Origin of the sequence: Rathayibacter tritici, from assembly GCF_001641005.1 — a bacterium.
Lineage (GTDB): Bacteria > Actinomycetota > Actinomycetes > Actinomycetales > Microbacteriaceae > Rathayibacter > Rathayibacter tritici.
Genome location: NZ_CP015515.1, coordinates 1869415 through 1882313 on the forward strand (window position 1 = coordinate 1869415; position 12899 = coordinate 1882313).

Consider the following 12899-nt stretch of genomic DNA (forward strand, 5'->3'; position numbering starts at 1 on the left):
GGGCGCGCGGCGCCACGGCCGCGAGATCGCCGCGCGCGGCAGAACCCTAGACGGTGGCGAGGTACGCGGCGACCGCGGGCGGCACGTAGGGGGCCACGTCACCGCCGAGGGAGGAGACCTGCCGCACCAGCGAGCTGGACACATGGGCGTGCGCGGGATCCGGCAGGAGGAACACCGTCTCGACATGCGCGAGGTTGCGATTCACGATCGCCATCGGCGTCTCGTAGGCGACGTCGACCTGGGAGCGGATGCCCTTCACCAGGATGCTGGCGCCGACATCGGTGCAGTAGTCGACGAGCAGGCCCATGCTCCACGAGGCGACGATGATGCGCCCCTGCACTCCCGCCTCCGCGATCGAGTGCTCGATCAGCGCGACGCGCTGCACGATCGGCAGCAGGGCCGTCTTGCCGGGGTTGTGCACGACCACCACGTGCAGCTCGTCGACCAGCCGGGCGGCCCGCTCGATGACATCGAGGTGCCCCAGCGTTACGGGGTCGAAGGAGCCGGGGACGACGGCGATGCGGGCCATGCCGACAGAGTAGCGGGCAGGCGGCGCCTAGCTCTTGGCGAGGAACTCCCTGTCGCGGTCCTGCACCCGGCGTTCCAGCGCGGCACGGAGCCGGTCGTGCGCGGCGAGGGACGGATCCTCCGCGATCAGGCGCTCGGCGAGTGCCCGCGCCTCCACGATGACGTCCGCGTCCTGCACCACCCGGAGCAGGCGGAGCGAGGAACGGCCGCCGGACTGCGAGTCGCCCAGCACGTCGCCCTCGCGGCGCAGCTCCAGGTCGACCTCGGCGAGTGCGAAGCCGTCGAGCGTCGCGGCGACCGCCTCGACCCGCTCCCGCGCGATGGTCCCCGCCTCCGCCGCCGTGACGAACAGGCACACTCCCGCGACTCCGCCGCGCCCGATCCGCCCGCGGAGCTGGTGCAACTGCGAGACACCGAAGCGCTCGGCGTCGAGCACGACCATCATCGAGGCGTTCGGCACGTCGACGCCGACCTCGATCACCGTCGTCGAGACCAGCACGTCGATCTCGCCCGCCGCGAAGGAGCGCATCACGGCATCCTTCTCGTCCGTCGTCATCCGCCCGTGCAGCGCCGCCGATCGCCGCTTCCCGAGCAGCGGATGCGCGCGGACGCCCTCGAGCGTCGCCGCGACCGTCGTGAGCGGCGCGGCGGCGTCCGCCTCGGCCGGCGGAGCGCCCTCGGCGGGCTCGCCCGGCTCGATCGCTGGGCAGACCAGGTAGACCTGGTGACCCGAGCGGATCTCCTCCTCGGCCCGCTCCCAGGCCCGCGCGATCCACGCGCGATGCTCGGCGAGGGGCACCACATGGCTGGTGATCCCGGGGCGCCCCGCAGGCAGCTCGCGGATGGTCGAGGTGTCGAGGTCGCCGAAGACGGTCATCGCGACGGTGCGCGGGATCGGCGTGGCTGTCAGCACGAGCACGTGCGGCGGCCGCGCGCCCTTGCGGCGCAGGGCGTCGCGCTGGTCGACGCCGAAGCGGTGCTGCTCGTCGATCACGACGAGACCCAGATCGTAGAAGGTGACCGCGTCGCCGAGGAGCGCGTGCGTGCCGACGACGATCTTCGCCGAGCCCGAGACGATCCGCAGCAGCGCAGCACGGCGCTCGGCCGCGCCCAGCCCGCCGGTGAGGAGGGTCGGTACCAGCTCGGCCGAGAGCTCGGGGCCGAGCGTGCTCGCGATCGAGCGCAGATGCTGACCCGCGAGGACCTCGGTCGGAGCGAGCAGCGCGGCCTGCCCGCCGCTCTCGGCGGTCGCGAGCATCGCCCGGAGCGCGACGAGGGTCTTCCCAGAGCCGACCTCGCCCTGCACGAGGCGGGTCATCGGGTTCTCGGTCGCGAGATCGGCAGCGATCTCGCGCCCCACCGCGGTCTGATCCCCGGTGAGGGCGAACGGCAGGCCGGCGTCGAAACGCTCGAGGAGGCCGCCGGGAGCGGGAACGCGGGCGGTTGCGGGGGTGCTGCGCGCTGCGGCGCGGCGCTCGAGCAGGGCCAGCTGCAGGAGGAACGCCTCGTGGAAGCGCAGCGTCTCGCGGGCCTGCGCCTCCTCGCCCTCGCGCTGCGGCCGGTGAATGAGCTCCAGCGCCTCGCCGAGACCCAGCAGCGAGCGGCCTGCGCGCACGTGCTCCGGCATCGGATCGGGAACCTCGCGCAGGCCGTCCAGCAGCAGGCCGATCGCGGCCTGGAGCTGCCAGCTCGAGAGCGCGCTGGTTGCGGGGTAGATCGGGATGGGTCGCTCGGCCCAGTCCTTCGCCAGCTCGCCACCCGAGTCGGCCGCGGCCGCTTCCTCGTCGTCGAACAAGCGGTAGTCGGGGTGGGTGAGTTGGGGCGTGTCGCGAAACATCGAGACCGTGCCCGCGAAGATCCCGCGCACGCCGCGGTGCAGCTTCGCCGCACGCCACGGCTGCCCGAAGAAGGTCAGCGACAGCGTGCCCGAGCCGTCGGAGATCACGACCTCGAGCAGTGTTCCCCGCCGGTTGCGCATCGGGCGCTCGCGCACCTCGCGCACCTCCGCGATGATCGTCACACTCTCTCCCACGGGAAGCCGCGAGAGCGCCGTCAGCTCCCCCCGCTGTGCATAGCGGCGCGGGTAGTGGCCCAGCAGCTCACCGACCGTGCGGTAGCCGAAGGCCTTCTCGACAGCGCTCGCGGTGCGCGGCCCGATCAGCGGCGCGAGGGAGGCGTCGAGGGGGTCCGGGATCACCTAGCGATCATAGGGCGGACCTCGGACGCGCGAGCCGGGCGACCGGGTCGAGCGCCGAGCGCGGGACGACTGTCGCCAGCACCCGACGCCCGGCGCCCACGGATCCGCGGAGCGCAGCAGCCACGGCGACCGAATCGTCCCACGCCGCCGACTCGGTCGGAGCCGGCGAGTACCTGCGGCGTTCGACGCGCTCGCGCAGGCCCCGCAGCACCGCCGCGGCCCCGGGGTCGAGCGCTCCTGCTATGCGCGCCTCCTGAGCGCGGGGCGACTCCGTCTCCTCCGCGGGGATGCCCAGGTCGCGCGCGGTCGCGAGCAGCTCGGCCCAGGCCGCCTCGACCGAGCCGGCGCGAGCGGAACGCTGGCGCAGCGCGCGCTGGATCGCGCGCAGCAGCCAGGGCACGATCAGTAGCAGGAGCAGCAGCACCCAGAGCGTCACGGCCGGAGCCGCCGCGGTGTCCGAGGCACCGACGGCCTCGGGGGTCGGCGTGGGGGACGCGGCAGTCGACGTCGGCGTCTCGGCGGGAGCGCTGGATGCGCCGGGAGTGCTGCCGGCCGCCGATCCCGGGGTCGCCGGGCCCGTCGAAGCCGTCGCGCTCGGGAGGGTGTAGGAGGCCGGTGCCCCGCGGTTCGGCGTCGGTTCGAAGGGCAGCCAGCCCACGCCCTCGAAGTACAGCTCGGGCCACGCGTGCAGATCCGAGGAGAGCACCCGGTAGGTGGTCAGATCGTTGCCCCGCGAGGGGACGACCGAGCCGGGCTGGTAGCCGATCGCGAGTCGCGACGGGATCCCGAGCTCGCGCGCCATCACCGCCATCGCCGAGGCGTAGTGGACGCAGTAGCCCTCCTTCTGGTCCAGGAACGCGGCGAGAACACCCACCCCGTCGCCGTCGTAGCCCTCCTCGGCCGGGGTTTGCTCCGAGTAGCGGAACTCCGACGAGCGGAAGTAGGTCTGCAGAGCCCGAGCCCGGTCGTAGGCGGTCGGCGCGCCGGCGGTGACCTCCTGCGCAGTGGTGCTGACAATCTCGGGGACGTCGTCCGGGAGCGAGAGGTAGCGGTCGACGCCGGTCGGCGCGGGGGCAGCGAGCAGTTGTCGGGGGTCGGGTTCGAGTCGTAGCGCCTGCACCTCGTAGTCGTCGCCGGAGCGGGTGGTCGCGTCACCGCGGATCGAGCCGTCCTGCACGTCCTGCAGCCAGCCGTCACCCACGCCAGTCAGCGAGGCGACCGGGTACGGCACGGGGAGCCACTGGCTCCGCAGCGTCTCGACCGAGACGTCCACCTCCTCCGACTGGCGCGGCACGCTCTCGGCGAGCCCCTCGGGCGCGATCGGCTGGTCGATCGGAGCGGTCTCCTCGGTCGCGTTCGGCGCCCAGTCGTCGCCGTCGAAGTCCGAGACGGTGAGCACGCGGAGGTAGACGGGCAGGTCGGAGTCGGTGGCGTAGCGCAGCACCGTCACGGGGTTGGGGCGGCGCAGGTCGGCACCCAGCGCGACCACGGGATCGATCGCGCCGTTGAAGAGGCTGCCCGAGACGCCGGAGGCGGCGGTCGTGCGGGTGAAGCCGCTGGCGGATCCGGCGAGCAGGCCCGCTCCGAGCACGACCACGGTGACGGCTGCAAGGGAGGGCAGCAGAGCCGTCGTCGCGCTCCGTCGTCCGGGGGCGGCGCTGACGGCGAGCACGCCGGCGTAGGCGAGCGCCGTGACGACCAGGCTCGGCCAGGACACAGCGGACGGATCGATGATCGCGGGCACCGCGAGCAGCGCGGCCGGAAACAACCCCGCCAGCGCGGGCAGCCGCACCGAGAAGGCGAACAGGTCCGCCGCCCAGGCGAGTACGACCACTCCGCCGATCAAAAGGAACGAGATCCCGTCGTCGGCGACGGCGGGGAGCCCCTGCTGCGCGATCGAGGCGAAGCCGCCCTGCGCGAGCGCCTCCGCCTGTGCCACCGCGCCGGGAGTCGGGATCACGAACAGCAGCGCCCGGGCGGGCACGAACATCGCGGTCAGGACACCGACCACGGTGAGCGTGCCGAGGATCGGCGGGACGAGGGGGTGCACCCGCAGCGCCCGCGCCGCCGCCGGGACACCGAGCACAACGGCGACCGCACTCGCGAGCAGCACCAACCAGTCGACGCCGACGAGGAGCCGGCCCGTGCCCGCGGCCGCAGCGGTGATCGCCAGCCAGAGCAGCGCACTGAGCGGAGCCGATCCGGCGCGCGGATCGCTCTCGGCGCGGCGGCTCACGCCACCACCCGCAGCGCGAGGGCCTGCGCCCACGCCTCCTCCACCGAGGCGCTGGGGTCGACGGCGACCGCATACCAGCCCAGCGCGGCCAGGGCCGCCTCCTCCTCCGCGGTGCCGGCGACGACGAAGGCGATCGCCGGCCGGGCCTGCGCGGCCAGGGAGGAGAGAGCGTCGAGGTCGGATTCGAGCAGGCGCGTGAGGACCGCGAACACGGGGCGCACTCCCCCGGTGTCCCGCATTTCAGCCGAGATCCGGCTCACCGCGTCGACCGACTCGCGCGAGGGTGCCAGCTCGGCCAGGCGCAGGAGCACGTCGTGCGCCACCTCCCGCTCGTCCTCCGAGTGCTCCGGCTCACCGTCCGCACCGGTCTCGACGAGGTGCGTCTCGAATCCCCGCTCGAGCAGGTGCACCGCGAGCGACGCCGTCATCGACACCGCCCACTCCAGCCGCTCGTCACCGCGGCGCTCGAGCACGCGCTCCGCGCGGGTCTCCAGCAGGATCCAGGCGTGCGGATCCGTGTTCTGCTCGTCCTGGCGGACCATCAGCTCGCCGGAGCGGGCGCTCGCGCGCCAGTGCACCCGGCGCATCGCGTCACCCGGGCGGTAGTCGCGCGGGATCACGTCGTCGGTGCCGGCGCCGGCCGTGGCGTGCGCGACCGGGCTCGATCCGCCGGCTCCGTGGGCGTCGAGGACGTCGCTCTGCAGCGGCACGACCCGCGGAGTCACCACGAACGGCTGGGCAGCGCCCACGACGCTCTCGCGCAGCGCCAGCCCGAGGCCGTCGCCGCGCACCAGGCGCAACGGACCGACGCGGTGGATGCCGCGCCGCTCAGCGGGCAGGCGGTAGTGGGCACGAACGCGGCCCCCTGCCGGAACGCCGGGCAACCCGAAGGCGCCCTCGGCGACCGGCCGCCCGACGACGACTCCGCGCTGCACGCGCTCCAGCCGATCGTGCGCGCGGGCCCCGCTGTGCACCGCGCGGCCACGGTTCTCCAGCAGCACGTCGACCTCCACTACGTCACCGGCCGCCACGCCCTGCGGAGTGAAGCGGCGTTGCACGCGGAAGGACGGAGCGGCCAGCGCCAGCGACACCAGGGCACCCAGCGGCAGCCCGAGGAGCACCAGACCAAGGAAGAGCAGCTCGCGGACAGCCCAGAGCGGCGCGATCAGCACTCCCGCGACGCCCAGCAGCACGAGCACCCAGCCGCGGAGCGTCAGCGCGATCCCGCGAAGCGCGGGCAGGCCGCCCAGACGGGCCGAGGGTGCCTCGACGGGACGGGCCTCAGTCGACACGATTGCCGAAGGGGACGGGGGTCGCCGCGACGATGCGCTGCACGATCTCGGTGACCGAGTGCGACGATCCGGCACCCGAACGGCCCGGCAAGCGCGTGGCGGGCAGGAGGCGATGTCCGAGCACGGGAACGGCGAGCGCGTCGACGTCGTCCGGCACCACGAAGTCGCGGTCGCCGAGGGCGGCGAGTGCCTTCGAGGCGGCGATCAGCTGGAGGGTGGCGCGCGGGCTCCCACCCAGCCGGAGCTCCGGATCGACGCGCGTGGCCTGCATGATCGCCACCACGTACTCCTGCACCGGCGGCGCGACGTACACCGAGCGCACGTAGGCCATCATCCGTTCGAGCTCGGCGAGGCCGACGACGGGCCGCAGCTCTTCCAGTGGGGTGGCGGAGTCGCGCGTGCGGATCATCTCGAGCTCGGCGCGCTCGTCGGGGTAGCCCAGCGAGAGGCGGGCCATGAAGCGGTCGCGCTGGGCCTCGGGCAGCGAGTAAGTGCCCTCCATCTCGACCGGATTCTGCGTCGCGATGACCGCGAAGGGACGCGGGAGCAGGTGGGTGACACCGTCGACGGAGACCTGCCGCTCCTCCATACACTCCAGCAGCGCCGACTGCGTCTTGGGCGAGGCGCGGTTGATCTCGTCGCCGATCAGGATGTTCGCGAACACCGGACCCGGCTTGAACTCGAAGTCGCGGGTCGCCTGGTTGTAGACCGAGACGCCGGTGACGTCCGAGGGCAGGAGGTCGGGGGTGAACTGGATGCGCGCGACGCTGCCGCCGACCGAGGCGGCCAGCGACTTCGCCAGGACCGTCTTGCCCGTGCCGGGCACGTCCTCCATCAGGAGATGGCCGCCGGCCAGAAACACCGTCAGCGCCATCGAGACCTCGGCCGACTTGCCGTCGATCACGCGGGTGAGGTTCTCGAGCACGGCGCCGCAGTGCGCCGTGAACTCCTCGCGGGTCACGGGCGTCTCGGGCGCCGCCCGGCGGCCGGCAGTGGAGCGGGTGTCTTCGAGCGACGTCATAGCTACGGATTCTCGCAGTCCCAACGGGAAAAGAGTCCAGGTTCCGCGAGTTCGCAGTGTGCCGCCAGGCGGTAGGCGCGGGCGAGGGCGGGCCGAGTGCCGCCCTATGCTCGGTTCGGTGACCAGGATCATCGCCGGATTCGCCGGCTCGCTCACCCTCAAGGTCCCGCGCGCGGGCACCCGCCCCACCAGCGACCGCGTGCGCGAGGCCGTCTTCTCGGCGCTCGAGGCACGCGACGCGCTCGACGGAGCGACCGTCATCGACCTCTACGCCGGCTCCGGGGCGTTGGGGCTGGAGTCGGCCAGCCGCGGGGCGAGCGCCGTCGTCCTCGTCGAACGAGACCCCACAGCCGCGCGGACCGCCGGCGAGAACGCGCGGGCGATCACGACCGCCGCTACCAAGAATCGGCACCCCGCTCCTCGGATCGAGGTCGTCACCGGCTCCGTCCGCTCGTTCCTCGACGGCTCTCCCGCGCTGAACACCGACACCGTGTTCCTCGACCCGCCGTACGACCTCGGCGAGGACGACCTCGCCGCCGACCTCGCCGGAGTGCTGCCGCTCTTGCGCGGGGACGCAGTGGTCGTCGTGGAGCGCAGCTCCCGCAGCCCGGAGCCGCGCTGGCCCGCGGGGCTCGAGCGCGAGCGGAGGAAGGACTACGGCGAGACGACGATCTGGTGGGCTTCGCCTGCTTCGCCTGCGTCGCCTGCCCCGCCCGCCTCCGCGTAGCTGGACTCAGCCCGCCGCGCCATCCCACCCGAGATACGGGTCCCACCCGCCGCGCTCGTCGAGCGCCACCCCGCCCAACCGCACCTCCGGCGCCCCTTCGCGGACGATCCCGAGCGGCACGAACTCCTCCGGCAGCACGGTCGCCGGCGGGAAGCACGCGAGCATCGCGTGGTCCTCGCCACCGCCCAGCACCAGCGCCCTCGCCAGGTCGAGATCCACGCCCTCGACCCCGGTCAGCTGTCGTGCGTGCGCGTCGACCGCCGCCGGGTCCAGGTCGATCACCACTCCGCTCGCCCGGGACATCCGGCGCGCGTCGAGCACCACTCCGTCCGAGACGTCCATCATCGCGGAGGCGATCCCGCCAGCGGCCGTGCCCGCCGCAATCGGCGCCGTCGGCCGCAGCTGCGCGTCTAGGAGGGACGGGTGCCGCTCACGCAGCCGCGCCGCGAGGTCCGCCGACGGCTCCCCCTCCTCCCGCGCCTGCTCGAACAGCAGACGCAGCCCCAGTCCAGCGCGGCCGAGCGGCCCGGCGACCGCGAGAACGTCCCCCGGGCGCGCGCCGCTCCGCAGCACCGGCGGCCGACCGTCGAGCGAGCCGAAGGCCGTGATCGAGAGCGTCAGCGTCGCGGAGGCGGACAGGTCGCCCCCGACAACCCCGCAGCCAGGCGCCATCGCGGCGCAGCCCGCAGCGAGACCGTCCGCGATCCCCTCCAGCACGTCGAGGCCCAGCGACTGCGGCGCCGCCAGCGCGACGACGAGCCCGGTGGGCCGCGCACCCATCGCCGCGACGTCGGCGAGGTTCGAGGCAGCCGCCTTCCAGCCCAGATCCGCCGCAGTCGACCAGGCGAGCCGGAAGTCGGGGCCGTGCACCATCATGTCCGTCGTGACCACGAAGCGACCGTCGGGTGCGCGCAGCACCGCGCAGTCGTCCCCCGGCCCGACCACCGTTTCCGCTCCCCCGCCGGGGAGACGGGTCAGCACCCGCGCGAGCACCTCGCCCTCGCTGAGCTCGGCCAGGGTGGGACTGCGATCCGCTGCCATGCGTCCCACGCTAGCGGAGCGCCGCCCTTCTCCCCGAGGAGCAGGTTCCAGATCTTCAGAAGGGCGATCGGTCGGCAACATGTGCGACAGAGTTCCCGTCAGACGGACACTACGCCTACGACGCGCTGGAGCGAGCGGAGAAGAACGCGCTCGGCACACGCCGGTCTCGTCGGCCTACTGGGTTCTGGGTGTCGGCAGAGGGATGTCGCCAAGGCCCTGGCACTTGACGTCGCCCGAAGGGGCAAGGGCGCCGACCGCCGACGCCAGGTCGACGAGGACCGAACTACCCGAGATCGCTTCGCTGTCGATGATGACCTCGGTCGCCGGGGTGCGGCCGAACGTGATGAACCGATACCTGGGGGCGTCGGAATCATCCGGTATCCAATCGATGCCATTCACTTCAATACAGCGAGGATCAATGGCCGGGGGCTCGAGCCCGCATCGCAGCAGGACGACGGCCGGAGAACCCCACGCCGCTGTCGCTTGAGCGTTGGTCTCGCGTCGCGCGATTTCCCCACCGGCACCATCGATCAGACCACTCGGTAGCCGCGACGAAATAGTTGCACAGTTCACGCTTTCCGAATCATCTGCCGCATCGAGCGCCACGACCGGAGAGCACGCGGTTAACGCGAGGACGGCGACGAGGCCCGCGGCACACAACGGAGACCGTCTCACAGACACCAGACCACCTTGCTGATTGAGTTCATTATCGATGTTGTGCGGCGAGCACGACAGGGAAGGACGAGCGATCACGCGGGACCGTGCATCCTCTGCCGCGGGCCGAGCGCTGCCTGCGCCGCCACGATGATCGCAGATGCTCCATCCGAATCCTCTCCGAGACGTGGCGCGTTCCCCGCCGCGATCAGCGCGGCGATCTGCCCGCGGATCTGCTCGGACGGCGCCGCACCGGCGTCGGCCTCGACGCGGATCGCGGGCGCCTGCGTCAGCGGGCGGCGACCGGGACGCGGTCCAGCGCCGAGTCGATCAGCTCGCCGATCAGGTGTGGGTAGTCCACGCCGCTCGCTCCCCACATCCTCGGGAACATCGAAACCGGCGTGAATCCGGGCATGGTGTTGATCTCGTTGACGACGAAGCCGTGTGCGGTGAGGAAGAAGTCGACCCGGGCCAGGCCCTCGGCCCCGATCGCATCGAAGGCGCGGACAGCGAGGGAGCGCATCTCGGCGAGCTCGTCGCCGGTGAGGTCGGCCGGGCAGACCAGCTCGATGCCGGACGCCCCGAGGTACTTCGCCTCGAAGTCGTAGAAGCCGCGACCGGTGACGATCACCTCGCCGGCGACGGAGGCGCGGGCCGGAACGCCGCGACGGCCGCCGAGCACGCCGATCTCCACCTCGCGGCCGATGACGCCCGACTCGATCAACACCCTCGAGTCGTGCGCGAACGCCTCCTCCAGCGCCGCGTCGAGCTGCGCGCGCTCGCCGACCCGGCTGACGCCGACGCTCGACCCGGCGCGCGCCGGCTTCACGAACGCGGGGAGGCCCAGCTCGTCGAGCGCCGCGGAGGCGTCGCCCGGGTCAGTGCGCCACTCCGCCTCCGTCACGAGGTACCAGGGCGCGACCGCGAGACCTGCGGCCTGCAGCACCGTCTTGGTGAAGTGCTTGTCCATTCCGAGCGCCGACGCGAGCACACCCGAGCCGACGTAGGGCACGCCGACGAGCTCGAGCATCCCCTGAACAGTGCCGTCCTCGCCCCAGGGGCCGTGCAGGATCGGAAGCACGACGTCGACATCGCCGAGCGATCGCGACGACCCGTCGGCGGCGGTCACGGTCAGCTCGCGCGAGAGCACCGACTCCGGCCAGTGCACCCGGGTTCCGTTGTCCTCGACAACGGGCAGTGCCGCCGCGTCGAGCGCGAACTTCTCCGGCCGGTCCTCCTCGAGCACGAAGGCGCCGTCGGGAGTGATCCCGATCGGGATCACCTCGAAGCGGTCACGGTCGATCGCCCGCAGCACCCCGGCCGCCGTTGCGCAGCTGATCGAGTGCTCGCTGGAGCGCCCCCCGAACAGAACGGCCACGCGGAGCTTGCTGGTCATCGAGGTTCCTCTCACCCTGTGGCTCGTCCGAATCCGTGGTCAGGTGCGGCGCGATGTCCTTGGGATCGAGCGTACCGGCGAGCACCTGCGACACCTGCTCGACGATGGGCATGTCGACGCCCCGGGCCCGGGCGAGCTCGAGCACCGGAGCGACGGAGGCGAGGCCCTCCGCCGTCTGCTGCATCGACTTCACGACATCGCTGAAGCTGTAGCCCTGGCCGAGCAGGCGCCCCGCCGTGTTGTTCCGCGAGAGCGACGAGCTCGATGTCGCGATGAGGTCACCCAGCCCTGCAAGGCCGGACATCGTCTCCGGCCGCCCGCCGTAGGCCACCGCGAAATCGGTCATCTCGGCGAGGCCGCGCGTGATGATCGATGCCTTCGTGTTCTCGCCGTAGCCGACGCCGTCCACGATCCCGATCGCCACAGCGATCAGGTTCTTCAGCACACCGCCGAACTCGGTACCGACCACGTCGGTGTTGACGTAGGAGCGGAAGTAGCGGTTGGTCGCCGCGAGAGCCACCTCCTGCGCCGTGATGAGGCTTTCGGAGGCGATGACCGCCGCGGTCGGCTGCTCCTTCGCGATCTCGAGGGCGAGGTTGGGGCCGGACGCGACGGCGATCCGATCCGGCGAGACCGGCAGCATCTGCGCGATCACCTCGCTCATCCGCTGCCCGGTGCCCTTCTCGACGCCCTTCATCAGGCTCACCAGTACCGTGCGCTCGGTGAGGAACGGGGTGATCGCCTCGAGGTTGCTCCGCAGCGACTGCGACGGGATGGAGAGGTAGACGTGGTCAGCACCCTCCAGCGCCTCCTCGATCCGAGGCGTGGCGCGAATGGTGCGCGGCAGGTTGATGCCGGGGAGGTAGTCGCTGTTGCGCTTGGCCTCGGTGATCTCGCGGGCGAGCTCGGCTCGGCGGGCCCACATCACGACATCGGACCCGCCGTCGGCGAGGATCTTCGCGAACGTGGTGCCCCAGCTGCCGGCGCCGAGGACGGCGACGCGACGCGGCACGGCGATGGGCGCCTTCCTACTGCTCGGACTCAAAGCGACCCGTGCCTTTCTGGTTGTGATCGGACGGGTTCCAGCGCGTGTCGGGCGCCGTTTCGCCGCGCAGCTGCTCGAGCAGCCCGGTGATCGCGGCCATCACCACGGCCGACGCCTCGTTCAACGTGGCGGAGTCCAGGCTGCGCCCGCGGAACGAGGACAGGTCGACAGGGTCGCCGACGATCACGTCGACGCGCTTGCGGCGGAACAGCGTGATCCGCTTGGAGTAGCGGCCCATGAGCTGCTGGGCGCCCCAGTGCGCGACCGGGACGACCGGGAGCCCATACTGCAACGCCATCCGCACCGCCCCCGTCTTGCCGCGCATCGGCCAGAGCTCGGGGTCGCGGGTGAGCGTTCCCTCGGGGTAGATGATCACCGAGCGGCCCTCGTCCACGAGCGCCTTCGCAGTCCTCAGCGGCTCGCTGCCACGGACCGAGCCCGAGCGCTCGACCGGAATCTGGCCGGAGCCGCGGAGGATCGCTCCGAGCACGGGGACCGAGAACAGGGAGGCCTTGGCGAGGAATCGCGGCGCACGCCCGGACCGCCAGAGCGTCCAGCCGGTGATGATCGGATCGATCTCGCTGTAGTGGTTCGGCGCGAACACGAATGCACCGGTACGCGGAATTTTCTCCGCGTTCCGGATCCGCAGGTCGACCGAGGCGGTCATCACGGGGATCACCGCCACTGCGAGGAACCAGAAAATGGACGGACGGCTTCGCTCAGACACCCGCCCATCCTCCCATCCCGGCCCCCACCCCCGGC

General features: G+C 72.2%; 11 protein-coding genes. 1 reads left to right on the forward strand and 10 read right to left on the reverse strand.

Going from position 1 to position 12899, the window contains the following annotated elements; genetic code table 11:
* Positions 1-46: 46 nt before the first annotated feature.
* Genes coaD through A6122_RS08570 form a run of 5 tightly spaced genes read right to left on the reverse strand, consistent with a single transcriptional unit; the run spans position 47 to position 7274 of the window.
* Positions 47-529 (reverse strand): pantetheine-phosphate adenylyltransferase, encoded by a 483-nt coding sequence (coaD, locus tag A6122_RS08550; protein WP_068253807.1) that lies wholly within the window; start codon positions 527-529, stop codon positions 47-49.
* Between the two features lie 27 nt (positions 530-556).
* Positions 557-2725, reverse strand: coding sequence for an ATP-dependent DNA helicase RecG (locus A6122_RS08555; RefSeq protein ID WP_068253810.1), 2169 nt, complete (start codon positions 2723-2725; stop codon positions 557-559).
* 7 nt (positions 2726-2732) lie between these two features.
* Entirely contained in the window at positions 2733-4961 is a 2229-nt protein-coding gene (locus A6122_RS08560) for a transglutaminase TgpA family protein (RefSeq protein WP_146077213.1), read from the reverse strand.
* On the reverse strand, positions 4958-6253 hold the full coding sequence (locus tag A6122_RS08565) for a DUF58 domain-containing protein (RefSeq protein ID WP_068253815.1): 1296 nt from the start codon (positions 6251-6253) through the stop codon (positions 4958-4960). Before A6122_RS08565 ends, A6122_RS08560 begins: the two co-directional genes overlap by 4 nt.
* The gene (locus A6122_RS08570) at positions 6243-7274 is read right to left on the reverse strand and encodes an AAA family ATPase (protein WP_068253818.1); all 1032 of its coding nucleotides are present in this window, start codon (positions 7272-7274) and stop codon (positions 6243-6245) included. The genes A6122_RS08565 and A6122_RS08570 overlap by 11 nt, the downstream gene beginning before the upstream one ends.
* Positions 7275-7392: 118 nt before the next feature.
* Here A6122_RS08570 and A6122_RS08575 point away from each other — a divergent pair, with 118 nt between their 5' ends.
* Positions 7393-8001: an RsmD family RNA methyltransferase gene (locus A6122_RS08575; RefSeq protein WP_068257354.1), complete on the forward strand. Its 609-nt coding sequence runs from the start codon at positions 7393-7395 to the stop codon at positions 7999-8001.
* A gap of 6 nt (positions 8002-8007) precedes the next feature.
* On the opposite strand, the gene thiL is transcribed toward A6122_RS08575, so the two are convergent.
* The 5 genes from thiL to A6122_RS08600 form a co-directional block, all read right to left on the reverse strand.
* Positions 8008-9042, reverse strand: a complete 1035-nt coding sequence (thiL, locus tag A6122_RS08580) for a thiamine-phosphate kinase (protein WP_068253821.1) — start codon at positions 9040-9042, stop codon at positions 8008-8010.
* 174 nt (positions 9043-9216) lie between these two features.
* Positions 9217-9795 (reverse strand): DUF3515 family protein, encoded by a 579-nt coding sequence (locus tag A6122_RS08585; protein WP_237358155.1) that lies wholly within the window; start codon positions 9793-9795, stop codon positions 9217-9219.
* Positions 9796-9985: 190 nt separating this feature from the next.
* Positions 9986-11092 (reverse strand): D-alanine--D-alanine ligase family protein, encoded by a 1107-nt coding sequence (locus tag A6122_RS08590; protein ID WP_068253823.1) that lies wholly within the window; start codon positions 11090-11092, stop codon positions 9986-9988.
* The gene (locus A6122_RS08595) at positions 10989-12104 is read right to left on the reverse strand and encodes an NAD(P)H-dependent glycerol-3-phosphate dehydrogenase (RefSeq protein WP_181026328.1); all 1116 of its coding nucleotides are present in this window, start codon (positions 12102-12104) and stop codon (positions 10989-10991) included. Before A6122_RS08595 ends, A6122_RS08590 begins: the two co-directional genes overlap by 104 nt.
* Before the next feature lie 16 nt (positions 12105-12120).
* Complete coding sequence (locus tag A6122_RS08600; protein ID WP_084416182.1) at positions 12121-12804, reverse strand: lysophospholipid acyltransferase family protein; 684 nt, start codon at positions 12802-12804, stop codon at positions 12121-12123.
* Positions 12805-12899: the final 95 nt, after the last annotated feature.